General features: G+C 72.8%; 20 protein-coding genes. 8 read left to right on the forward strand and 12 right to left on the reverse strand.

Annotated features, from left to right (window positions below; all coding sequences use genetic code 11):
• Positions 1-5 precede the first annotated feature (5 nt).
• Both JUB10_RS00835 and JUB10_RS00840 read right to left on the reverse strand, forming a co-directional pair.
• Positions 6-1,043: a glycosyltransferase family 2 protein gene (locus JUB10_RS00835; protein WP_207453373.1), complete on the reverse strand. Its 1,038-nt coding sequence runs from the start codon at positions 1,041-1,043 to the stop codon at positions 6-8.
• Positions 1,044-1,329: 286 nt separating this feature from the next.
• Positions 1,330-2,967: a S1C family serine protease gene (locus tag JUB10_RS00840; protein WP_207453374.1), complete on the reverse strand. Its 1,638-nt coding sequence runs from the start codon at positions 2,965-2,967 to the stop codon at positions 1,330-1,332.
• Between the two features lie 123 nt (positions 2,968-3,090).
• Here JUB10_RS00840 and JUB10_RS00845 point away from each other — a divergent pair, with 123 nt between their 5' ends.
• Complete coding sequence (locus JUB10_RS00845; protein ID WP_207453377.1) at positions 3,091-4,287, forward strand: aminotransferase class I/II-fold pyridoxal phosphate-dependent enzyme; 1,197 nt, start codon at positions 3,091-3,093, stop codon at positions 4,285-4,287.
• A 92-nt stretch (positions 4,288-4,379) separates the two neighbouring features.
• The gene (locus tag JUB10_RS00850; RefSeq protein ID WP_207453379.1) at positions 4,380-4,616 is read left to right on the forward strand and encodes a hypothetical protein; all 237 of its coding nucleotides are present in this window, start codon (positions 4,380-4,382) and stop codon (positions 4,614-4,616) included.
• Positions 4,617-4,619: 3 nt separating this feature from the next.
• On the opposite strand, the gene JUB10_RS00855 is transcribed toward JUB10_RS00850, so the two are convergent.
• A complete protein-coding gene (locus JUB10_RS00855) occupies positions 4,620-5,417 on the reverse strand; it encodes a carbon-nitrogen hydrolase family protein (protein ID WP_207453381.1) in 798 nt (265 codons plus the stop codon).
• Between the two features lie 151 nt (positions 5,418-5,568).
• On the reverse strand, positions 5,569-6,888 hold the full coding sequence (locus JUB10_RS00860) for a glycosyltransferase (protein ID WP_207453383.1): 1,320 nt from the start codon (positions 6,886-6,888) through the stop codon (positions 5,569-5,571).
• A 165-nt stretch (positions 6,889-7,053) separates the two neighbouring features.
• Between JUB10_RS00860 and JUB10_RS14460 the strand changes: the two genes are divergently transcribed.
• The 5 genes from JUB10_RS14460 to JUB10_RS00880 all read left to right on the forward strand — a co-directional run bounded on the left by JUB10_RS14460 (position 7,054) and on the right by JUB10_RS00880 (position 14,189).
• A complete protein-coding gene (locus tag JUB10_RS14460; RefSeq protein WP_242682003.1) occupies positions 7,054-9,192 on the forward strand; it encodes a sensor histidine kinase in 2,139 nt (712 codons plus the stop codon).
• On the forward strand, positions 9,185-9,844 hold the full coding sequence (locus tag JUB10_RS14965) for a response regulator transcription factor (RefSeq protein ID WP_307859031.1): 660 nt from the start codon (positions 9,185-9,187) through the stop codon (positions 9,842-9,844). The genes JUB10_RS14460 and JUB10_RS14965 overlap by 8 nt, the downstream gene beginning before the upstream one ends.
• A gap of 271 nt (positions 9,845-10,115) precedes the next feature.
• A complete protein-coding gene (locus tag JUB10_RS00870) occupies positions 10,116-10,799 on the forward strand; it encodes a hypothetical protein (RefSeq protein ID WP_207453386.1) in 684 nt (227 codons plus the stop codon).
• Between the two features lie 142 nt (positions 10,800-10,941).
• Positions 10,942-11,697, forward strand: coding sequence for an HAD family hydrolase (locus tag JUB10_RS00875; RefSeq protein ID WP_207453387.1), 756 nt, complete (start codon positions 10,942-10,944; stop codon positions 11,695-11,697).
• Positions 11,697-14,189: a glycoside hydrolase family 65 protein gene (locus JUB10_RS00880; protein ID WP_207454355.1), complete on the forward strand. Its 2,493-nt coding sequence runs from the start codon at positions 11,697-11,699 to the stop codon at positions 14,187-14,189. Before JUB10_RS00875 ends, JUB10_RS00880 begins: the two co-directional genes overlap by 1 nt.
• A gap of 19 nt (positions 14,190-14,208) precedes the next feature.
• On the opposite strand, the gene JUB10_RS00885 is transcribed toward JUB10_RS00880, so the two are convergent.
• Positions 14,209-15,636, reverse strand: coding sequence for a sensor histidine kinase (locus JUB10_RS00885; RefSeq protein WP_207453388.1), 1,428 nt, complete (start codon positions 15,634-15,636; stop codon positions 14,209-14,211).
• Complete coding sequence (locus tag JUB10_RS14970) at positions 15,633-16,310, reverse strand: response regulator transcription factor (protein ID WP_207453389.1); 678 nt, start codon at positions 16,308-16,310, stop codon at positions 15,633-15,635. Before JUB10_RS14970 ends, JUB10_RS00885 begins: the two co-directional genes overlap by 4 nt.
• Before the next feature lie 84 nt (positions 16,311-16,394).
• Here JUB10_RS14970 and JUB10_RS00895 point away from each other — a divergent pair, with 84 nt between their 5' ends.
• Positions 16,395-16,913: a hypothetical protein gene (locus JUB10_RS00895; protein WP_207453390.1), complete on the forward strand. Its 519-nt coding sequence runs from the start codon at positions 16,395-16,397 to the stop codon at positions 16,911-16,913.
• 96 nt (positions 16,914-17,009) lie between these two features.
• Here the strand turns inward: JUB10_RS00895 and JUB10_RS00900 are convergent, their stop codons facing one another.
• Genes JUB10_RS00900 through JUB10_RS00925 form a run of 6 tightly spaced genes read right to left on the reverse strand, consistent with a single transcriptional unit; the run spans position 17,010 to position 23,570 of the window.
• Entirely contained in the window at positions 17,010-18,437 is a 1,428-nt protein-coding gene (locus JUB10_RS00900; protein WP_207453391.1) for an LLM class flavin-dependent oxidoreductase, read from the reverse strand.
• A gap of 14 nt (positions 18,438-18,451) precedes the next feature.
• Positions 18,452-19,630, reverse strand: coding sequence for an acyl-CoA dehydrogenase family protein (locus JUB10_RS14975; protein WP_207453393.1), 1,179 nt, complete (start codon positions 19,628-19,630; stop codon positions 18,452-18,454).
• A complete protein-coding gene (locus JUB10_RS00910; protein ID WP_207453395.1) occupies positions 19,627-20,658 on the reverse strand; it encodes an aldo/keto reductase in 1,032 nt (343 codons plus the stop codon). The genes JUB10_RS14975 and JUB10_RS00910 overlap by 4 nt, the downstream gene beginning before the upstream one ends.
• The gene (locus JUB10_RS00915; RefSeq protein WP_207453397.1) at positions 20,655-21,884 is read right to left on the reverse strand and encodes an acyl-CoA dehydrogenase family protein; all 1,230 of its coding nucleotides are present in this window, start codon (positions 21,882-21,884) and stop codon (positions 20,655-20,657) included. Before JUB10_RS00915 ends, JUB10_RS00910 begins: the two co-directional genes overlap by 4 nt.
• Positions 21,881-22,549 (reverse strand): methionine ABC transporter permease, encoded by a 669-nt coding sequence (locus JUB10_RS00920; protein ID WP_207453399.1) that lies wholly within the window; start codon positions 22,547-22,549, stop codon positions 21,881-21,883. Before JUB10_RS00920 ends, JUB10_RS00915 begins: the two co-directional genes overlap by 4 nt.
• Complete coding sequence (locus JUB10_RS00925; RefSeq protein ID WP_207453406.1) at positions 22,542-23,570, reverse strand: methionine ABC transporter ATP-binding protein; 1,029 nt, start codon at positions 23,568-23,570, stop codon at positions 22,542-22,544. The genes JUB10_RS00920 and JUB10_RS00925 overlap by 8 nt, the downstream gene beginning before the upstream one ends.
• Positions 23,571-23,582 lie beyond the last annotated feature (12 nt).

Here is a 23,582-nt window from a genome sequence, read left to right on the forward strand (position 1 = left end):
CGAGGTCAGTCGAGCCGCGACGTGTCGAGCGCGTCCTGCGCGCCCCGCACGAGCCCGAGGAGAAAGCCCGCGCCCCACGCGAGGTGCATCGTCGGCAGCACGACGAGGAACCGCAGCCGGTCGCCCCACGTCGTGCCCCCGTCGGGCGTGAACATCAGCAGCACGAGCAGGAACGCGTACGCGATCGGTCCGAGGTAGACGACGGATGCCACCAGCGCGCCGAGCCCGCTCAGCACGCCCGTCAGCTGCAGCACCGCGACGACGAGGCTGACGACGATCGAGAGCAGCAGAGCGGGCGGGATGAAGAACCGGATCGGGTTGCGGCCGCCGTGCCGGCGCACGAGCTCGCCCCGCCAGATGCCCGTCGCGAGGAACTGGCGCACGAGCTTCGAGAGGCTCTCACGCGGCCAGTAGGTGACGACGAGCGTCGGGTCGAACCACACCTTGTGGCCGGCGCGGCGGATGCGGAGGTTGAGCTCCCAGTCCTCGCCGCGACGGAGACTCTCGTCGTAGCCGCCGACCTCGTCGAGCACGCTGCGGCGGAAGACGCCGAGGTACGCCGACTCCGCCGGGCCCTCTTCGCCACCGCCGTGGTAGGCCCCTCCGCCGAGGCCGAAGCGGGAGTTGTAGGCGCGGGCGACCGCCCGCTGGAACGGCGCCTTGCCGCGGGCCATCTGGATGCCGCCGACGTTGCCGGCGCCCGTGCGCTCGAGCGCCGCGACCGCGCGGCGGGTGTAGTCGGGGGCCGGCTCGGAGTGCGCGTCGATGCGCACGATGACGGGGTGCTTCGCGACCTTGAGTGCGCGGTTCATGCCGACCGGGATCGCGGCGGCCGGATTGTCGACCGTCGTGATGCGCGGGTCGGTCGCGGCGATCGCGTCGACGAGCTCCGTGGAGCCGTCCGTCGAGGGACCGAGCGCGAGCACGACCTCCTTCTCGCCCTCGTAGTCCTGCGCGAGCACGGTGCGGATGGCGTCCTCCACGTACTGGGCCTCGTTGAAGACGGGGATCACGTACGAGACGCCGGGGAGGGACGAGGCCACAGGTTTCCGCTCACGAGTTGGGGACGGGGCGCGAAGCCCTGGCCAGCGTATCAGCGGCCCTCCCCCGGTCCGGGCAGGGCCGGGCGGGCGCGGCACCACCACTGCCGCCTACGCTCCCCCGCCAGCTCTCGGGTCGCGCCGCCTCTTCGGCGTCGCGCACCGGGATTCCGCTGCGCGATGCAGATCCCGCGGCCCGACCGTGCCGGCGGTCGTCGCCGCGAGCGCGGAAACGCGGATGCCGCGAGGCCGAGGCCCCGCGGCATCCGCGTCCCGATGGTCGGAACGGCTACTCGAGCGTGCCGAGCGTGACGTCGACCTCGAACTCCTGACCGTCGCGCACGTAGGTGAGCGTCGCGTCGGCACCGCCCGCGAGCTCGCGGACGTAGGCGGTGAGGTCGCTCGGCTCGCCGACCGGCTTGCCGTTGAACGAGGTGACGATGTCGCCCTCCTCGAGCCCGGCCGCCTCAGCCGCGCCACCGCGGACCACCTCGGCGATGTAGACGCCCGCGTAGTCGGACTCGACGTCGTCGGGGATCGTGCTGACGCTCGCGCCCAGCAGACCGTGGGTGGCCGCGCCGCTCTCGATCAGCTCGGTCGCGACGCGCTGGGCGACGTTCGACGGGATCGCGAAGCCCACGCCGATGCTGCCCTCGCTCTCTCCGCTCGAGGCGATCGCCACGTTGATGCCGATCACCTGGCCCTCGCCGTCGAGCAGCGCGCCGCCGGAGTTGCCGGGGTTGATGGCCGCGTCGGTCTGCAGCACCGAGAGCGAGATCGTCTCGGTCGCCGTCGTGTTGGGCGCGCCGGGGATGTCGAAGTTGAACGGGCTGTCATCGTCGTTCTCGGTGTCGTCGCCGCCGTCCGGAGCCGCCGAGGAGGCGACCTGGATGCTGCGGTTGACCGCGCTCACGATGCCGTCGGTGACGGTGTTGTTGAGCCCGAGGGGCGAGCCGATCGCGACGGCGAAGTCGCCGACGTTGAGCTCGTCGGAGTCGGCGAACTCGGCCGGAGTGAGGTTCGCCCCCTCCTCGACCTGGATGACCGCGAGGTCGTTGAGCGGGTCGGTGCCGACGATCGTCGCGTCGAAGACGCGGCCGTCGGACGAGGTCACCTTGATCTGCGGGTCGGCGGTCGCGCCGTCGAGCGTCACGACGTGCGCGTTGGTGATGATGTGCCCCTCGTCGTCGAACACGACGCCGGAGCCGGTGCCCGCGCCCTCGTTCGCGGCGACCGCGATCGTCACGACCGACGGAGAGGCCTTCGCGGCGACCGCGGTCGTCGCGGTCGCGTTCTCGGGGTCGTTGATCTCGATGGTCGAGCCCTGCGACTCCTGCACGACGCTCGCCTGCTCGTTGGTGTTCGAGGCGAGGTACGCGGCGGTCGCGCCGGTGCCGGCGCCGAAGATCACGCCCGCGGCGATACCCGCGATGACCGGCAGGGCGACACCGCGGCCCTGGCGGCGCTCCTTCGGCTGCCCGGCGGGCTGCGAACCGCCGACCGGCGGCCAGTGCGAGCCGCCGTCGCCCGAGCCTGCGGGCGGGGTGTGGCCTGCGTGCGGCTGCTGCCCGTAGGGCGGCGGCGGCACGGATGCCGCGGGCTGGCCGAGCGGCACCGTGGGCTGAGTCTGGTCGGCGGCGTAGCCGGGGGCGTACTCGCCGTAGCGGGGGGCCGGCGTGCCGGACTGTCCGTGGCCGGGGACCGGAGCCGAGGCCGCAGCGGGGGTCGGCGCGCCGTAGCCGGGGAAGGCGGGCGCGCTCGGCGCGGCCGGGGCGCCGGGCTGCTGCGGGGCGTCGGGCTGCTGCGGAGCGCTCGGCGCCTGGTCGCGGGAGCCCTCCGGGTTCTGGGGACGAGCCGAGCCGCCGGTGCCCGCCCACTCGGGGGCGTTCTGCTGCCGGTCGTCGCGGTCGGGAGTGTTGTCAGTCATGGTTTCCTTCCGAGCGGATGCCAGCATGGGCGGCTTCTCTAGGCATTCTCTATGAACGGGCTGCGACCGACCCAAGGACTGCTGAACGCCGCGGGCGGCGGTCGGCACTACCGTTGGAGCACCATGACGATCGCCGGCCCCTGGGAGCGGGCGGCGCGAGGGGCGATGCTCCTCGGCGCCGACGCGACGCTCCGCCCCACCGTCTTCGCCGAGATGAGCGCGCTCGCGACCGCGACCGGCTCGATCAACCTCGGTCAGGGCTTCCCCGACGAGGACGGCCCCGCGGAAGTGCTCGAAGCCGCGCGGGCCGCGATCTCGTCGGGGCTCAACCAGTACCCGCCCGGCCCCGGCATGCCCGTGCTCCGCGAGGCGATCGCCGAGCACCACGAGCGCTTCCACGGCGTGGCCGTCGACGCCGCGACCGAGGTGCTCGTCACCGCCGGCGCGACCGAGGGCATCGCGGCGAGCCTGCTCGCGCTCGTCTCCCCCGGCGACGAGGTGCTCACCGTCGAGCCGTTCTACGACTCCTACGGCGCGATCATCGCGCTCGCCGGTGGCGTGCACCGCACCGTGCCCGTCGCGCCGCCGTCGTTCCTGCCCACGCCAGAGGCGCTGCGCGCCGCCGTGACCGAGCGCACGCGCGTCATCCTGCTCAACAACCCGCACAACCCGACCGGGGCGATGCTGCCGCGGGAGACCCTCGAGCTGATCGCCGAGCTCGCCGCGTCGGTCGGCGCGACGATCGTCGCCGACGAGGTCTACGAGCACCTCACGTTCGGCGACGAGCACGTGACGCTCGCGTCGATCCCCGCCACACGCGAGAACTCGATCACGATCGGCTCCGGCGGCAAGACGTTCAACACGACCGGCTGGAAGATCGGCTGGATCATCGCGCGCCCCGAGCTCGTGCAGGCGGTGCTCGCCGTGAAGCAGTTCCTGACCTTCGTCAACGGCGCGCCGTTTCAACCCGCGATCGCCGCGGGCCTGCGGCTGCCCGACTCGTTCTTCCACCAGACCGCCGCGACGCTGAGGGCGAAGCGCGACCTGCTCGCGTCCGGGCTCGAAGCCGCTGGCTTCCGGGTGCACCTGCCGCAGGCGGGCTACTTCATCGTCGCGGATGCCTCGGCGCTCGGCGTCACCGACGGCGCGGCGTTCGCGCGGGAGCTGCCGCACCGCGCCGGTGTCGTCGGCATCCCCGTGACGGCGCTCGTGTCGGAGGGGAACCGGCCGCAGTACTCGAGCCTGCTGCGCTTCGCGTTCTGCAAGCGCGTCGACGTGCTCGAGCAGGCGGCGGAGCGCCTCGCCGGGCTGAAGCTCTAGCTAGCGTCACGCCCTCCCGGCGTGCCACTCCGTCGGTCGAGTAGCGGCACGGAGTGCCGCGAATCAAGACTCTCACCCACTACCGTGACGACATGAAGCGTGAGGCCGCCCCGCCGTGGGCCTTCGCCCTCGTCGCGGGGCTCTTCGCGACGATCCTCCTCGCGCCGGTCAGGATCGAGGGCTTCTGCGCGGACTCGTCGATTCCCGAGCTCAGTTACTGCACGCAGACGCTGTTATCGACGGTCGGCATCCCGTCCACTTGGCTGCTCTGGGCGATCGCGACTCCGATCGCGGCGGCCGCGACCTGGTGGCTGACCCGCCGGCGCTGAGCCTCAGCCCTTCGGCACGACCGCGAAGCGGCGCAGCGCGAGCGCGGGGTTGACCTGCCGCACGGCGGCGATCCGCTCCGGGGTGAGCCAGGCGAGCGCGACATCCGTCTGCTCGCCGATCGTCGCGAGCTCGACGCCCATGGGGTCGACGATCATGCTGTTGCCGGCGCCGACCGGGGCGGGGTGGTCGGCCGCCGCGACGTAGACGGTGTTCTCGAGGGCGCGCGCGGTGACGAGGGTGCGCCAGTGCGCCTCCTTGAGCGGCCCGCGCACCCACTCGCTCGGCACGAGCACGAGGTCGGCGCCGGCGTCGACGAGGCGCCGGGTCACCTCCGGGAAACGCAGGTCGTAGCAGGTCTGCAGCCCGACGGTGAAGCCGTCGAACGCGAAGGTCCGCGGCTCGTCGAGGTCGCCGGCCTTGACCCAGTCGCTCTCGCGCTGCCCGAACGCGTCGTAGAGGTGCAGCTTGCGGTAGGTCGCGACGAGCTCGCCCGAGGCGTCGAGCGCGACGACGGTGTTCGAGAACCGCCGCTCCTCGGCGCGCTCGAGCATGCCGGCGACGACGACGAGGCCGAGCTCGCGGGCGATGTCGGCGAGCGCGGCGACGAACGGGCCGTCCACGGGCTGCGCGGCGGCGACGGATGCCTCGCCCATCTGCGGCTCGAAGTACGACGAGTATTCGGGGAACACCACGAGCCCCGCACCGCGCTCCGCGGCCACCTGCGACAGCCGGCGGATCTCGGCGAGGTTCGCGGCGGTGTCGGCGATCGGGGCGAACTGGGCGACGGCGACGGCAGGCATGGCACGAGCGTAGCCGCGGGACGCCGCCGCGACCGAGGCATCCGTTGCGGCAGCGGAACCGCCGCCCGCGCCCGCGGCTCCGAATACACGGGAGAGCCCCGCACTCGACCCGAAGGGGTGCGGGGCACTCGTGCGTGCGGAGGGAGCCGGGTCAGCCGAGCGGGGTGACGGCGCCGACGGTTTCGCGTGTGCCCACGGCGACCGAGGCGAGCACGGCCTCGACTCCCGACGCCCCCGGCGCGGCGGCGATCTCGGCGCCGAGCGCGGCGGCGCGCCTGGCGAACGAGTCCTCGGCGAGCAGCCGCCGCACCGCGCGGCGCAGGGCGCGCGCACTCGGGCGGGCGGTGCGCATGCCGATACCGGCGCCCGACCACTTCACCCGTGCGACGACCTCGGGCTTGTCCTCGCTCACGCCGACGGCGACGAGCGGGATGCCCCGGCCGAGCGCCTCGTGCACTCCTCCGTAGCCGCCGTTCGTCACCATGACGTCGACGTAGGGCAGCAGCGCGTCGTGCGGGATGAACCGGGCGACCCGGGCGTTCGCCGGCACGGGTCCGAGCTCCTCGACTGGGCGGCCGCCGGTCGACACGACGACGAGCACGTCCTCCGCGGCGAGCGCCTGAAGCGTCGGGCGCACGAGCTCGTCGAAGTCGGTGTTCGCGACAGTGCCCTGCGTCACGTGCACGACCCGGCGCGCGGTCGCGAGGTCGCCCCACCACTCCGGCAGCTCGGCGGCGAGCGGCTGCGTGCGGCGGAGCGGTCCGACGAAGTGCACCGTCTCGGGCAGGTCGCGGCGCGGGTACTCGAACCCGGGCACCGTGAGCTGCACGATCGCGTCGACGAGCCCCGCCGCCTCGAACGCGTTCGCCGGCAGCGGTCGCCCCTCGAGGTCGCCCATCACCTCGCGGGCGCGGCGCTCGAGGTGCGCGAAGACGACTCGGTCGGCCGCCCAGGCGAGGGTGCGGTCGCGCAGGCGCCCGACGGGTCCCGCCATGGGCGCGAAGCCGAGGCCGAACGGCGCGGTGTCGACGCTCGGCAGCGGTAGCGGGGTGACGCCGAGGTTGACGACGGCGGGCCGCTCGGCCCGGGGTCGCAGGGCGAGTGCGGCCGCGGCGACGAACATCGTCTCGGCGAGCACGGCGTCGGTGTGCTCCGCGGCGAGCGCGGCGTCGACCGCCGCGAGCTGCGCCCGCACCGGGGCGAGGAAGATCGCCTCGGCGTCGAAGCGCATGCGGTCGATGCCGGAGAGCCGGGCGCGGCCGGGGAACGCCGCGTCCAGGTCGCGGTCGTCGTAGTCGGCCTCCGCCGGCAGCCGGAGGAACTCCGCCCCGGTCGAGGCGACGGCGTCGCGGTAGCGGATGCCGGTCAGCAGGCGCACCCGGTGGCCCTCGCTCACGAGGTGGCGGGCGACGCTGAGGACGGGCGTCACGTGTCCGTGCACGGGGGTGCTGGCGAGGAGGTAGGAGCCCATCGGAGGCCTTTCTCGTGAGGTGGAGCGGAACACCTCCGAATCTCCCGATGCGCCGTCCCGGGCGGGCAGGGCGGCGAGTCATCCGCTGCATCCCGTCCGCCGCCCCGTCGCGGGCGGGACGCCTGTCCCGTGACTCCGGGACACCTTCCCTGCCACGATGTGCGCATGACACAGCCGGATGCCGCGCCCGGGAGCGACTTCGCCTCCCGCTCGTCGCGCGTGGCGACGATCGCGTTCCTCGTGATCACGGTCGTCTCGAGCGCCGGCGCGATCTGGCTCGACGCGCTCGTGCTGCCGGGGCGCGCGTGGGACGCGACCCCGCTGTCGACCGGCTGGGCGGGGGCCCTGCCGGGCATCGCGATGGCGGTGCCCGGGCTCCTGCTCCTCTGGCGGCTGCCGTGGCATCCGATCGCCGTCGTGCTGAGCGTCTTCGGCGTGCTGTGGTGCGTCGACGGGCTCGCCGCCGCCTGGGTCAACTGGGCCTGGTACTTCGACCGCTCGGCCCCGCTCGTCGAGCTCGCCTTCTGGTACTACGCCCGGCTCGGCTCGATCCTCATCATGCCGATCGTGCTGCTGCTCCTGCTCTTCCCCGACGGGCGGTTCCGCCGCGGCCGGCTCGGCGCGATCCTGTCGTGGATCTCGGTCGGGCTCGCGTCGCTCATGAGCATCGCGTTCGTGCTCTCGCCCCGCGAGGCGATGCTCGTGCGCATCGCACCGACCGACAAGATCGACGCGGCCACTCAGCTGACGCTCCTCTACGACCACCCGCCGGTCGTGCTGCCGCTGCCCCTCGAGGCGTGGCTGGTGCTGTTCGACGTCGCGTTCCCCGCGATGGCCGTCGGCGGCGTGATCGCGCTCGGGCTGTGCATCAGCCGCCGCGTCGGCGCGAGCGTCGAGGAGCGGTCGCAGCTGCGCTGGCTCGTCTGGTCGGGCACGATCTTCCTCGTCTCGCTCGTCGGCATGCGCCTGCTGCCGGTCGTGATCAGCGACGTCGTGCTCACGGCGATCATCGCGCTCGTCTGCGGCTCGGTCGTGATCGCGGTCACCCGGCACCGGCTGTACGACATCGACCGGCTGCTCAGCTGGACGCTCGTGTACGCCGCGCTCGTGGCATCCGTCGTGCTCGTCGACGTCGTGCTCGTCGTCGCGATCGGCTCGTTCATCGACGACCGCACCGTCATGGTGATCGCGGTCGTGCTCGTGACCCTCGTCTACGCGCCGCTGCGCGACCGGCTGTTCACGTTCGCGAGCCGGCTCGTCAATGGCCGCCGCTACGACCCGTACGGCGTCGTCTCCGAACTCGCGACGCGGCTCGAGGAGAGCGTCGACACGACCCAGCAGCTCACGGATGTCGCCGACGCGATCGCCCGCGCCTTCGCCTCCGGCTACGTGCGCATCGAGCTCGACCGCCCGGACGGCGGACGTCTCGCCGCCGAGCACGGCACCGCCCGGCGCGACACCGTCACGATGCCGCTGGAGTACCGCGGGCAGGCGATCGGGCGCATCCTCATGGAGCCCGGACGTCGGCCCGTGCTCTCGCCGCGCGACCAGAAGCTGCTCGGTGACCTCGTGCGACTCGCCGCCGCCGCGATGCTCAACGCGGAGCTCAGCGCCGAGCTGCAGCGCATCCGCGAGAACCTCGTCGTCGCCCGCGAGGAGGAGCGCTCCCGGCTCCGCCGCGAGCTGCACGACGGCCTCGGACCCCTGCTCGGCGGGGTGAAGCTGCGCCTCGAGACCGCCCGCAACCTCGCCGAGCGCTCGCCGTCGGCATCCCTCGACCTGCTCGACGCCGCGATCGACGACTCCGCCGAGGTCATCGTCGAGATCCGTCGGCTCGTGCACGACCTGCGGCCGCCCGCCCTCGACGACCTCGGGCTCGCGCGCGCCGTCGAGCAGCAGGCCGAGCGGTTGAACGGCGGGCCGCTGTCGATCGAGGTGCACGCCGATGTGCCGCGCGAGCTGCCCGCCGCGGCCGAGGTCGCGGCGTACCGGATCGCCTCCGAGGCGCTGACCAACGTGGTGCGGCACGCCGAGGCGAAGCGCGCGGTCGTGCGGCTCGCGCTCGACGCCGCACCGCGCTCGCTCGTCGTGGAGGTCGAGGACGACGGGCACGGGATGCCGGATGCCCCGGTGCCGGGCGTCGGGCTGCACTCGCTGCGCGACCGGGCGAGCGAGCTCGGCGGCAGCCTCGAACTGCTGCCCCGCGAAGGCGGCGGCACGCTCGTGCGCGCCCGGCTGCCGCTCGCCGACCCCGTCGTCTCCCCCGCCCCCGCCGCCGTGCAGAAGGAGCCCGCCCGTGTCTGACGAGCCCATCCGCGTCGTCCTCGTCGACGACCACCCCGTCTACCGCGAGGGCCTGTCGGCGCTGCTGTCGTCGATCGACGGGGTCGAGGTCGTCGGCACGGCCGCCGACGGCCAGGACGCGATCGACGTCGTGGCGCACCACGAGCCCGACGTCGTCGTCATGGACGTGCAGATGCCGCGGCTCGACGGCATCGCGGCCACCCGCGAGATCGTCGGCCGCAGCCCGCACATCGGGGTGCTCGTGCTCACGATGAGCGAGGACGACGAGACGGTCTTCTCCGCGATGCGCGCGGGCGCCCGCGGCTACCTGCTGAAGGGCGCGGGGCAGGACGAGATCCTCCGGTCCATCCGCTCGGTCGCGGGAGGCGAGGCTGTCTTCGGTCGCGCGCTCGCCCGGCGGGTGGCGGAGTTCTTCAGCGCCGGCCCGTCGTCGCGCCCCGTCGCCGACGTGTTCCCGCAGCTCACCGCGCGCGAGCGGGAGATCCTCGACCTGCTGGCCGCCGGCCGCTCCAACCCGCAGATCGCCCAGGCACTGTTCCTGTCGCCGAAGACCGTGCGCAACAACGTGTCGAACATCTTCGCCAAGCTGCACGTCGCCGACCGTGCCGAGGCGATCATCCGCGCCCGGGACGCGGGGCTCGGGCACCTCTGAGCCGCCGCGGATACGAGCACTGGGCCGGGCCGAGGCATCCGGCGTCGGTCGGGGATCGACAACGGAGGCGTTCCTCCGCTCCCGCGTCGGGTGTCGACGTGACGGGGACGGATCGCCTCCCGAATCGATGCTGAGGCCGCGGCCGGCGGTCCCGTCCCGACCCGGGACTCCGGATGGGGACAGCAGCGTGGCCGCGGTCCCTGGGGGCCCGGGTCGGCGCGGCGGGAGCGTGAAGGGGTCGAACGAACGACCCACACGAAAGGCCCCCGTCATGAACCTCTTCGCCCCCGCCACCGCCGCCGCCGCGTCCGCCGAAGCCCCCGCCCCGACCGGCGAGCGCATCCCGGTGCTCCCCCGCCTCGGGGGCGCCGCCCTCGTCGTCGCGCCGCTGCTGATGCTCGGCGGCATGCTGACGAGCCCGCTGCAGACCGAGCCCGGCACGGCCGGCTACATCCAGTCGCTCGCCGCGGACCCCGCGCTGAGCCTCGCCTCCGCGAACTTCCTGCACTACGCCTGGGTCGCGATGGCAGCCGGCGCACTGGCCACGATCGCGCTGCTGCGCGGGCGGCGCGGGCGCGTCTGGCTGAGCATCTCGGCCGTGCTCGTGTTCTTCGGCGCGATCCAGATGTCGGGCCTCCTGCTGTCGGACTGGTTCCTCATCTCCGCCGGCAACCTGCTGCCGATCGAGGAGGCCGTCGCGATGGACACGGCCGCGAAGGAGACGAGCGCCCTCGTCTGGCTGCTCTCGGCGCAGCTCTCCGCGATCCTCGGCATCGCCTCGCTGAGCCTCGCGCTCGCCCGGGCGAAGGTCGTCTCGTGGTGGGTCGCACCCCTCGGCATCGTGCCGTTCGTGGTGATGGCGCTGAACCTCGGCTGGGTCGGCGCCGTGGTCGGCACGATCGCCTTCGCACCGCTCGTGATCGCCGGCGTCAAGCTCCTCCGCGGCCGCCGCTGACCCCTTCTCGCCGAAGCCCGTCCGGTCCTCCCCAGGACCGGGCGGGCTTCTGTCGTCCTGTCCTGGACGCCTCCTGGGAGAACGTCGAATCGGCGCTGCTATCGTCGCGAGAGCCCACTCCTCGAGTGCCAGGAGGTCGCCCATGAGCATCCGTTCCACCGACATCGGCACCTCGCTCGCCGCAGCCGAGGCCTATCTGTTCGACCTCGACGGGGTCATCACGCCGACGGCGATGGTGCACCGGCGCGCCTGGTCGAGGCTCTTCAACGACTACTTCGACGCGCACGGCATCCAGCCGCCGTACACCGAGGACGACTACTTCGCCCACGTCGACGGCCGGCCCCGCTACGACGGGGTGCGCGACGTGCTCGCCACCAGGGGCGTCGTGCTGCCCGGCGGATCCATCGACGACCCGAGCGACGCCGAAACGGTGGCCGGTCTCGGCAACCGCAAGAACGAGCTCTTCACCGCCGAGCTGACCGAGAACGGCATCGAGGCCTATCCGGGCTCGCTGGCGTTCCTCGACGTCGCGGGCGGGCACCGCATCGCCCTCGTCTCGAGCTCCCGCAACGCCGTGCCGGTGCTCGAGAGCGCCGGCATCCTCGACCGCTTCGAGGTCATCGTCGACGGCACCGCCGTCACCGAGCACGCGCTCGCCGGCAAGCCGGCGCCCGACACCTTCCTCTTCGCGGCGCACGCGCTCGGCGTGCCGCCCGAGCGCTGCGTCGTCTTCGAGGACGCCCCGTCCGGCGTCGAGGCGGGCCACGCCGGCGGCTTCGGTCTGGTCATCGGCGTCGACCGCGGCGCCGGCGTCGACACTCTCACCGCCGCCGGCGCCCACCACGTCGTCGCCGACCTCGCCGACCTCGTCCCCCTGATGCCGGAGTCCCGAGCATGATGAACCCGATCACCTCCGAGCCCCTCGACCGCGGACTCTTCCCGCTCGACGACTGGGGCCTCGTCGAGTCCCGCTTCGAGCCCGAGCTGCAGGGCCGCATGGAGTCGCTCTTCACGGTCGGCAACGGCTACCTCGGCATGCGCGGCAACCTCGACGAGGGCCGCGACGGCGTCACCTACGGCACCTTCATCAACGGTTTCCACGAGACGTGGCCGATCCGCCATCCGGAGGAGGCGTTCGGCTTCGCCCGCGTCGGGCAGACGATCGTCAACGTCGTGGATGCCAAGGTCATCCGGCTCTACGTCGACGATCAGCCCTTCGTGCTGAGCGAGGTCGAGGTGCTCCACCACACCCGCCGCCTCGACTTCCGCGACGGCGTACTGATCCGCGAGGCCGTGTGGCGCACCCCCACCGGCAAGGTGATCACGGTGCGCACCAGGCGCATGATCCCGCTGACCGAGCGCCACCTCGCGGTCGTCGAGTACGAGGTCGAGTCGGATGCCGACGCGTCGCTGCTGATCTCGAGCCAGCTCGTCAACCGGCAGGACGGCGTCGACGAGGAGGGCACCGCCCGCAGCCTCGACGACGAGAGCTTCGACCCGCGCAAGGCCGAGACGCTGGAGAACCGCGTGCTCCAGCCGAAGCTCAAGGTGCGCGACGGCGGCCGGATCCTGCTCGGCTACCGCACGACCAACTCCGAGCTCGGGCTCGTCTGCGGCGTCGACCACCGCATCGAGACCGAGAACGACTGGGACGAGGCGCACCAGCTCGAGGACGACATCGCCAAGCAGATCTACCGGGTGCGCGCGAAGGCCGGTCAGCCGGTGCGGATCGTCAAGACCGTCGCGTACCACACGTCCGACGACGTCTCGATCCGCGAGCTGCGCGACCGCTGCAACCGCACGCTCGACCGCATCGGCCGGCTCAGGCTCGACGAGCTCTACGAGGCCCAGCACGCGTGGCTCGAGGAGTTCTGGCGCTGCTCCGACGTCGAGATCGAGGGCCAGCCCGGCATCCAGCAGGCCGTGCGCTGGAACCTGTTCCAGGTCGCCCAGGCCACGGCCCGCACCGACGGCGAGGGCATCGCCGCCAAGGGCGTATCCGGCGACGGCTACGGCGGCCACTACTTCTGGGACGCCGAGATCTACGTGCTCCCGTTCCTCACCTACACGCTCCCCCAGGTCGCGCGGAACGCCCTGCGCTTCCGGCAGAAGATGCTGGAGCCCGCCCGGCACCGCGCCGCCGAGCTCAACCAGCGCGGGGCACTGTTCCCCTGGCGCACGATCAACGGCCTCGAGTCATCCGCCTACTACGCGGCGGGCACCGCGCAGTACCACATCGACGCCGACATCACGTATGCGCTCATGCAGTACGTGCGCGCGACGGGCGACCTCGACTTCCTCGCGCGCGGCGCGATCGACATCCTCGTCGAGACCGCGCGACTCTGGGCCGACCTCGGATTCTGGCGCAGCAACGGCAGCCCCCGCTTCCACATCCACGGCGTGACCGGGCCCGACGAGTACACGACCGTCGTCAACGACAACCTGTACACGAACGTCATGGCCCGGGCGAACCTCCGCGCCGCCGCGCAGGCGGTGAGCGCCCTCGAGGACCGCGACCCCGAGGCGTACGACCGGATGCGGCAGCGCCTCGACCTCGACCCGGACGAGCTCGTCGACTGGGTCGCCGCCGCCGACGCGATGCACATCCCCTACGACGAGCGGCTCGGCATCCACCCGCAGGACGCGCAGTTCCTCGACAAGGAGCTGTGGGACCTCGAGAACACGCCGGACCTCAAGCGGCCGCTGCTCATGCACTACCACCCGCTGGTGATCTACCGGTTCCAGGTGCTCAAGCAGGCGGACGTCGTGCTCGCGTCGTTCCTGCACGGGCAGGACTTCACGCAGCAGCAGAAGCGCAACAACTTCGAGTACTACGACGCCCTCACGACGGGCGACTCGAGCCTCTCCGCGGTCGTGCAGTCGATCATCGCGGCCGAGGTCGGCTACCAGACCCTCGCGTCGCACTACTTCCTGTCGGCGCTCTACGTGGATCTCGCTGACCTGCACGGCAACACCGCCGACGGCATCCACGTCGCCTCGACCGGCGGGGTCTGGAGCGCGCTCGCGATGGGGTTCGGCGGCATGCGCGACCACGGCGGGGACATCACGTTCGACCCGCGGCTGCCCGCCGACTGGCGCTCGCTGACCTTCCGCGTCACGCTGCACGGCACCCGCGTGCGGGTGCGCCTCACCGCCGACACGATCCGCTTCGAGGTCGAGCACGGCGACAAGGCCGAGCTCGCGGTGCGCGGCGAGTACGTAGAGGTCACCGCCGGCAATCCGGTCAGCGTCGCGCTCGACGACCAGGGCCCGGTGCTGCACGGCACGCCCTCGACGCGCGACCTGCTGGGCGGCCGGCGCGCCGACGGCTCGGTCATCACCGCGTCGATCCCCACGATCTCCAACGGCGACCGGAACGAGGCCGACTAGCTCGGGCGGCGTCCTCCGGTCATTGAACGAGTTGCGCTTCGGCGACCGGATGCCGCGGCGCCGACACCGCGACGAAACGCACGACGGCATCGAGTCCGCCCCCGCGGCGCGGCAGCAATTCCACCGTGGCGCCGCTCGCGCGGGCCAGTTGCTCGACGATCGCGAGGCCGAGTCCGCTACCCGGCCGCGACCCGTCTGCCCGCCAGAAGCGCTCGAAGGCGCGAGCGCGTTGCTCCGTCGACATCCCGGGTCCCTCGTCCTCGACGTGCAGGGCGAACCGGTCCCCCTCGTGCTCCACGCGCACCGTCACGGTGCCACCGACGGGGCTCGCTCCGAGGGCGTTGTCCACGAGGTTGTCGACGATCTGCTCGACGGCGCCGGGAGCGGCGAGCACACGGAACTCCCACGGCGCGTCCACCACGACCGACAGCCCGCGCTCCTCGGCGAGCGCCGACCACTGCTCCGCGCGCTGCCGCACGGCGGCGCGGAGTTCGATCACCTGCTGGGTCGACGGCGTGCCCTCGGCCCTGCTCAGCATCAGCAGACCTTCGACCAGGTCGGAGAGCCGGTCGAGTTCGTCCTGGGCGGCTTCGAGCCTCGCCACGGCGCCGGCCGGGTCGGTCGCGGCGAGCTGCCCGGCCCGCTCGAGCCGCAGCCGCAGCGCCGTCAGCGGGGTGCGCAACTGGTGGGAGGCGTCGCCCGCGAAGGCCCGCTGCTCCTCGATGAGGGCCTCCAACCGCTCCGCCATCCCGTTGAAGGAGCGCGCGAGACTGCGGATCTCCGGCGGTCCCGCGGTCTCCTCGGCCCGGGCGGTCCGGTCGCCACCGGCCAGCCGTTCGGTCGCCTCCCGTAGCAGCCGGAGCCGCGCGGTGATCGACCTCGCCAGAAGCAGCGCGATCACGGCCGCGGAGAGCACGGTGGTGGCGCCGACGATCCCGATGACCGAGAGCTTGCGGTCGACCGCCGCGTCGACCACCGCGGCCGGGTAGGTGAGTCTGACGACGCCGAGGATGTCACTTCCGCTCAGCACCGGCACCGCGACGTACAGGAGGTCCTCCCGCAGCGAGTCGGAGTGCCGGGTGCCGACGGCGACCTCGCCGGCGAGCGCGGCGGCGATCTCCGGACGGGAGAGGTAGGAGTCCCCGACGGTCGCCGCGTCGTCGTCGCTCGTCACGATCGCCGTGCCGTCGCGGTCCACCACGACGACCCGGGCGCCGCCCGCGTTCCGGTACAGGCGCGCGACCTCGGTCACGGCGCCGTCCGCGTCCGGGTCCGTCTCGTGCAGGGCCTCTTCGCTCCGGCCGGCGAGCACGAAGGCGTCGCGCTCCAGCGAGGTCAGCAGCCGCTCGCGCTCGACCTGCCGGAGGTACCCCGCGAGCGGGATGTCCTGGACGAGGATCGCGAGCAGTGCGACGGCGACGAGGGCCGCCATGAACCGCCAGCTCATCGCTGCGGCTCGAACCGGAACCCGACGCCGCGCACCGACTCGATCCAGCCGGGGTCGCCGAGCTTCCGGCGCAGGGCGGCGATGTGCGCATCCAGGGTCTTCGTCGCGCCGTACCACTCGGTGTGCCACACGTCGCGGAGGATGTCGCTGCGCCGTTGCACCGCGCCGGGGTCGGACGAGAGGTGGGCGAGCAGCTCGAACTCGGTGGGAGTGAGGTGCAGCGCCAGTCCGTCGAGATTGACGCGCCTCGCGCGCAGGTCGATGGCGAGGGCGCCGAAGCGTCGCGTCGGCGGCTGCTCGGCGGCGTTGCCGGCACCGGAGGCGCGCCGGGCCACCGCTCGCAGCCGCGCCAGCAGCTCTCTCATCCCGAAGGGTTTGACGAGATAGTCGTCGGCGCCGAGTTCGAGCGCGAGCACCCGGTCCATCTCCTCGCCGCGCGCGCTCACCACGATGATGGGGACACCGCTGCGGCTGCGCAGGGCCCGGCAGACATCCGTGCCGTCCATGTCGGGCAGCCCGAGGTCGAGCACCACGGCGTCGGGTACGTGGAGCTCGGCCAGATCGAGCGCCGACCTGCCGTCGACGGCGCGGATGGCACCGACCGCCGCGGAGCCCAGACCGTCGGCGATGCCGTCGGCGACCGCTCCGTCGTCCTCGACGATGAGTACCTTCACACGGCCAGTGCACTCGGGGGTTCTTGGACGAATCTTGGACGAGCGTCCGCCCGGCCTTCGGATGCCCCTCCCTACCGTTGGACCATGCGAAGCAAGCTCGTCGTCACCGGCACGATCCTCGGCGTCGCCGCACTCGTCTCCACGGGTGTGGCCGTGAACGCCGCGACCCTCGCGGCCGTGCCCGTCACCGCCGTCGGAGTACCCGCCGACGCACTCGTCCCCGCACCGGCAGGGCAGGCGGCTCCCGATGTGGTCGAGACGACGGGCTCCTCGGCCGGCCGTGTCGCCGCTGCGGCCCCAGCTCCGTCGGCCTCGCCGACGAGCGAGCCGGGCGACGACGGCGGCCCGAAGTACTTCCACGACGACGACGGCGCCCGCTCGGACGACGGCGGGTCGCGGCACAACGGGCTCGATGACGGACCGGGCCACGACGTCGGGGACGACGACCAGCCCCGACACTCCGGACTCGACGACGGCCCCGAGCACGACGCGGGCGACGACCACCCGGACGAGTCCCACTCGGACTCGGACGACGCGGGTGACGACTCGGAGGACGACTCCGACGATTCAGGGGAGGGTTCGGGGCACGGTTCGGACGACTGAGCGCATCGGGTTGCTCTCGGCCGGGGCCGTGTTCCGCCCCTGGGCGCATGCCCTCCGGATGGGCGGTCCGGAGGGCATGACCGCGTCAGGAACGCCTCAGGCGGCGTCCTCCTCCGCGGCATCCCGCTCGTCGAACAGCGCCGGCACCGGCTCGTCGAAGTGCGCGCCGCCGCGGTACCGCGTCGCGATGTGGTTCGCGGGCAGGCGGTCGCCGCGACCGAACAGCCGCTGCCGCAGCGTCGTCGGCTCCCCGCCGTCCTCCGGCAGGCGGCCGCGGCGGCGCAGTTCCGGCACGACGAGCTCTGCGAAGTCCTGCGCGGTGCCGAACGAGTGGTACTGGCGCAGGTTGATGCCGTCGACCCCGTCCTCGTCGAGCCAGCGCTCGATCTCGTCCGCGACGACCTGCGGCGTGCCGGCCACGAAGAAGCGGCCCTCGCGGCCGCCGCGCAGCCCCTCGAGCGCCTCGCCGACGGTCTTGCCGAACGGCAGGAACGGCACCGACGCGGGGTCGACGCCGGCCAGGTCCACCGCCTCGGCGACGGTGATGTCCCGCGGGAACGCCGTCAGGTCGACCGGGAGACTCGAGTGGGCGAGGATGCCGTCGAGGCTCGTGTTCGCCTGGTAGGTGCGCCACTTGTCGGCGGCCTCCTCCTCGGTGCGGCCCACGACGACGCCCGCCTGCACGATGAACTTGATGTCCTCGGCGGTGCGTCCGTGCCGGAGCGCCGCGGCGCGCATCGTCGCGACGTTGCGGTGGAAGTCCGCCGATGTGCGGCCGCCCGTGAAGACGAGTTCCGCGTGCCGCCCCGCGAACTCGGTGCCCGCGGGCGACCCGGTGGCCTGGTACAGCACGGGCGTGCGCTGCGGCGAGGGCTGCGCGAGGTGCGGTCCGGCCACTTTGAAGTTCTCGCCGACGTGGTCGATGTAGCGCACCTTCGAGGCATCCGTGTAGATGCGGTTCTCGCGGTCGACGACGACCGCGTCGTCGTCCCACGAGCCCTCCCACAGCTTGTAGAGCACGTGCAGGTACTCGTCGGCGATCGCGTAGCGGCGGTCGTGCGGGATCTCCCCGTCGAGCCCGAAGTTGCGGGCGGCGTTCGGCAGGTAGGAGGTGACGATGTTCCAGCCGACGCGCCCCTTCGTGAGGTGGTCGAGCGTCGACATCCGACGGGCGAACGAGAACGGCGGCTCGTACGTCGTGGAGAAGGTCACCCCGAAGCCGAGCCGCTTCGTCACGGCGGCCATCGCGGGGATGAGCAGCAGCGGGTCGTTCGACGGGATCTGCAGACCCTCGCGGAGGGCCGTCTCCGGGCCGCCGCGGAAGACGTCGTAGGCGCCGACGACGTCGGCGAGGAAGATGCCGTCGAAGCCGCCGTTCTCGAGGATGCCGGCGAGCTCGAGCCAGTAGTCGAGGTCGTTGAACCGGTGCCGATTGTTGCCCTCGAGCGGCCAGAGGCCGTGGCTGATGTGGCTCACCGTGTTCATCTCGAACAGGTTGAGCAGGAGTCTCTTCTTCTCGGTCATGTCGTTCTTCCTGGTCAGGCCTCCCCCGTGCTCCACCAGGAGACGACGGGGGTTCCGTTGATGAGGTGGTCGCCAAGCGCCCGCGCCTTGTAGCGGGCGGGGTTGTGCGAGGCGAGGGTGCGGGCGTTGCGCCAGTGCCGGTCGAGCCCCCGGTGCGCGTCGAGGGCGCTCGCGCCGCCGACCTCGAACAGCGTCGTCGCCGCGTCGAGCACGGCGGGCAGGATGACGAGCTGCGCGCGCGCCACGGCGACCTCGGCGTCGGCGACGCGGGCGCGCTGTTCGGGCTCCGGCTCGCCGCCGAGCAGCGCCGCGCTCGAGCGCGCGAGGGCCCCGGATGCCGCGGCGAGCGCCGAGTCCGCGGCGAAGGACTTCGCCGAGAGCTCGCCGACGACCTGCTGCACGACGGGGTCGTCCTGCACCCGCGCGGCGCTGCCGTGGCTGTAGACGCGGGTGCGGGCGCGCACGAAGGCCGCGGCGTCGTCGACGACGGCGCGGGCGATGCCGACGGCGGCGGCCAGGAGGACGAGCTGCACGAAGGCTCCGCCGTGCGACACGGCATCCGCGCCGCGCAACGTCACGTCGTGCTCGGGCACGGGCACGTCGTCGAACACCGTCGTGCCGCTGCCGGTGAGCCGCTGCCCGAAGCCGGTCCAGTCGTCGAGCCGGTCGACGCCGGGCGCCGCCGCGTCGACGAGCACGCCCACGTGGCTGCCGTCGTGCTCGGCGCCGACGACGATGAGGTCGGCGTAGAGCGCCCCGGTCGAGTAGTACTTCCGGCCGTTCAGCCGGTAGCCCCCGCCGTCGCGGGTGAGCGTCGTCTGCAGGCTGCCGACGGTGGCGGGACCGCGCTCGTGACTCGCGTTGCCGACGATGCGGCCTGCCGCGACGAGGTCGAGTCGGCGGCGACGCTCGGCGGAGCCGGGCGCGTGCACGGTGCGGTCGACGAACGAGAAGTGCGACCGCAGCAGCTGGGCGAGGTTCGGGTCGCGCCGCGCGAGCTCGGCGAGCAGCTCGAAGAGCTCGGCGTGACCGGCCCCGTCGCCGCCGTGCTCGACGGGCACGGTGACGCGGGTGAAGCCGGCCTCCCGCAGTGCCGCGACCTCGGCGAAGGGCAGGCGGCGCTCGCGCTCCCGCTCGACGGCGTCGTGACCGACCTCGTCGAAGACCGGCGCGAACCTCTCAGCGAGTGTCACCGCTCCCCCTGCTCACGGCGCTCGCGCCCCTGCGAGATGCTGAGCGCGTCGCGGGCCCGGTCGCCGTCGACGAGGGCGCCGAGCACGTCGAGGGCGGCGAGCGTCCCCTCGTCGAGCCGCACGGCGAGCGCGCCGAGGTTCTCGTCGATGCGGGCGGCACGACGGGTGCTCGGGATGGGCACGACGGGCACGCCGAGCGCGCGGCCCCGGGCCGAAACCCAGGCGAGCGAGAGCTGCGCGGGGGTGATCCCGAGCCGCGCGGCGTGCCCGGCCACCGTCTCGGCGATGACCGCGTTCCGGTCGCGGCGCTCGTCGTCGAACCGGGGGAAGTTGCGGCGGGCGTCGCCCTCGGGCAGCGCCGATCCCGCGGCGGCGCCGCCGACGAGGAAGCCGCGACCGAGCGGCGAGTACGCGACGATCCCGACGCCGAGCCGCCGCGCGGTCGGCACGACGTGATCCTCGATGTCGCGGCTCCAGATCGACCACTCGCTTTGCACCGCGGCGATCGGATGCACGGCGGACGCGCGCTCGAGCTCGCCGGCCGTGGCCTCGCTGAGCCCGATGTGACGCACGAGGCCCTCGCGCACGAGCTCCGCGAGCGCCCCGACGGTCTCCTCGATCGGCACCCGGGGATCGACGCGGTGGTAGTAGTACAGGTCGACGTGGTCGGTGCCGAGCCGGGTGAGACTCGCCTCGAGCGAGGAGCGCACGTGGGCGGCGTCGCCCCTGGCGCGGTAGCCCTCGGCATCCGACTCGGGCAGGATGCCGAACTTCGTCGCGAGCAGCACCTCGTCGCGCCGCCGCTCGCGCAGCAGGCGGCCGACGAGCCGCTCGTTGCCGCCCCGCCCGTAGACGTCGGCGGTGTCGAGATGACGGATGCCGCGGTCGAGCGCGTGCCGAAGGGTGCGCAGCGACTCCTCCTCGTCCGCGGCCCCGTAGACGCCGGAGAGCGTCATTCCGCCGAAGCCGTGCGGGGAGCTCCGAAGGCCGTCGCCGAGCAGCACGTCCGAGTCGGTGGTCGTCGTCATGAGGTGGTCTCCGGGTCTCGGGCGGGCGCGCCGGGTGCGCTCCAGGCGGGGAGGGTGCCGAGCAGCTCGAACTGCCCGAGCGCGCGGGCGCGCTGCGCGGCGGGGTTGTGCGACGCGATCGTGCGGACGTTGCGCCAGTGCCGGTCGAGCGCGGTCGTGCGGCTGACGGCCGACGCGCCGCCGACCTCGAACAGCTCCGTCGTCGCGTCGAGCACGAGCGGCGGCACGACCTGCTGGATGCGGTACACGTCGAGCAGCACCGGTTGCAGGTCGTCGGGGCCGAGCCGCCCGGCCCGGAGGCCCTCGAGCGCGGCATCCGCGCGGCGGGCCACGCCGAGCACGAGCTCGCGCGCACTGAGCGCGACGCTGCTCAGCCGCCCGACGACCTGCTGCACGAGCGGGTCCTCCCTGGGCGGGGTCTCCCCCGCGAAGCCGAACGTGCGGCGGCGGGGCCGCACGTAGGCGACGGCGTCGTCGAGCGCCGTGCGCGCGATGCCGGCGATCGCGGCGAGCAGCACCAGTTGGAAGACCACCCCGAGGTGGTTCCAGGCACCGGGGGTGCCCGCGCTGCGCTCGACGTCCTCGGGATCGACGAGCGCGCCGTCGAAGGTCGTCGTGCCGCTGCCGGTGAGCAGCTGCCCGAATCCGTCCCAGTCGTCGATTGAGCGGACGCCCGGCTGCCGCGCGTCGACCGTGACCGCGACGCGCTCGTCGCCGTCGAGCGCCGCGAGGTGGATCCAGTCGGCGTAGATGCTGCCGGTCGTGTAGTACTTCGTACCGGTGAGCCGGAGCACGCCGCCGTCGGTGTCGAGCCGGGTCGACAGCACCGCGGTCTCCTGCCGCTCCGATTGGGCGTTGCCGACGAACTCGCCCCGGTTCAGGCGCGCGACCCACCGTCGCTCCCGCTCGGTGAGCGGTCGGGTGCCGAGCCCGTCGGCGAGCAGCTGCTCGACGAACGCGACGTGCCCGCGCACGAGGTGACCGAGGCTCGCGTCGGCGGCGGCGAGGTCGATGACGCGGGCGATGAGCTCCTCGAAGCCGAGGCCCGCGCCTCCGAGCTCGGGCGGCAGGCGCCAGCTCGCGAAGCCGAGGGCGCGCAGCTCCTCGATCTCGGCGTGCAGCAGGGTGCGGTTCGCCTCGCGGTCGCACGCGCCCGCCCGCAGCCTGTCGAGGAACGCGTCGAACGCCGCGCGGTCGGTGGCGGGATCGTGGATCGTGGTCGTCATCGTGCGTGCATGACCTTCCGTGCGACGAGGTTGCCGAGCAGCTGCAGCACCTGCACGAGCACGATCAGCAGCACGATCACGGTCGCCATCACGAAGAAGTCGAACCGCTGCCAGCCGTAGGTGAGTGCGAGGTTGCCGAGCCCCCCGCCGCCGACGACGCCGGCGACAGCGGTCGCGTCGACGAGCGCGACGAGGATGTAGGTGAGCCCCAGCACGAGCGGCCCGAGGGACTCGGGGATGACGATCGTCAGCAGCACCCGCAGCGGACGCGCGCCCATCGCGGCGCCGGCCTCGATCGTGCCCGGATCCACGGCGACGAGGTTCGTCTCGGCGATGCGGGCGATCGAGATCGCCGCGACGATCGTGAGCGGGAAGATCGCCGCCTCGGTGCCGATGCTCGTGCCGACGACGACCCTCGTCAGCGGCGAGATCGCGACGATGAGGATGATGAACGGGATCGGCCGCACGACGTTGATGACGGCGTTCAGCACCCCGAAGACGACGCGGTTCTCGAGGATGTTCCCCTTGCGCGTCGCGTAGAGCACGATGCCGAGCAGCACACCGAGCACGGCGGCGAGCAGGAACGAGACCGTCACCATCTGCAGGGTCTGGGCGAGGCCGGCCCAGATCTTGGGCAGCAGGGCCTCGAGGTCGAGGTCACGCATGGGTCAGCTCCGATACTCCCGTGGCCTCGCGGATGTCGCGGATCGCGGCCTCGACGTCGAGGTCGTCGCCCAGCAGCTCGACCGTGAGCGTGCCGAACAGCCGCGACTGCAGCTCGCTCACGCCGCCGTAGACGACGTTGAAGTCGACGTCGTGGCGCCGCGCGATGCGGGAGAGGAACGGGTCGTTCGACTCGCGGTTCTCGACGTGGATCTGCACGAGGCGCCCGTGGTGCACGCGCTTGATGCGCTCGAGCGCGTCGGCGCCGGGCACGTGATGCAGCACCGACGAGACGAAGCGCTGCGTCGTCGCGGCGAGCGGTGCGGAGAAGACGTCGTACACGCTGCCGGTCTCGACGACCTGACCGTCCTGCATCACGGCGACGCGGTCGGCGATCTCGCGGATGACGTCCATCTCGTGCGTGACCAGCAGGATCGTCACGCCGTACTCGGCGTTGGCCCGGCGCAACAGGTCGAGCACCTCGCCGGTCGTCTGCGGATCGAGGGCGCTCGTCGCCTCGTCGGAGAGCAGGATGTCGGGGCGCGTCGCGAGTGCGCGGGCGATGCCGACGCGCTGCTTCTGCCCGCCGGAGAGCTGCGCCGGATACGAGAGGGCCTTATCGGTGAGCCCGACGAACTCGAGCAGCTCCTCGACGCGGTCGACGATCTCCGCCTTGGGCACTCCCGCGAGCGCGAGGGGGTAGGCGACGTTCCGGTAGACGTTGCGCGACTGCAGCAGGTTGAACTGCTGGAAGATCATGCCGATGCGCTGCCGCGCGCGGCTGAGCGCGGCGCCCTGCAGCTCGGACACGACGGCCCCGTCGACGACGACGCGCCCCGCGGTGGGCCGCTCGAGTGCGTTCACCGTGCGCAGCAGGGTCGACTTGCCTGCGCCCGAGTAGCCGACGAGCCCGAAGACCGTGCCCCGCTCGACCTCGAGCTGCACGTCACGCAGGGCGTCGACGCGGCGGCCCTTCACCTCGAAGGTCTTCGAGACGCCCTCGAAGCTGATGGCGGTGCTCATGTTTCCCCGTTC

Source organism: Desertivibrio insolitus, from assembly GCF_017355965.1.
GTDB lineage: Bacteria > Actinomycetota > Actinomycetes > Actinomycetales > Microbacteriaceae > JAFIQW01.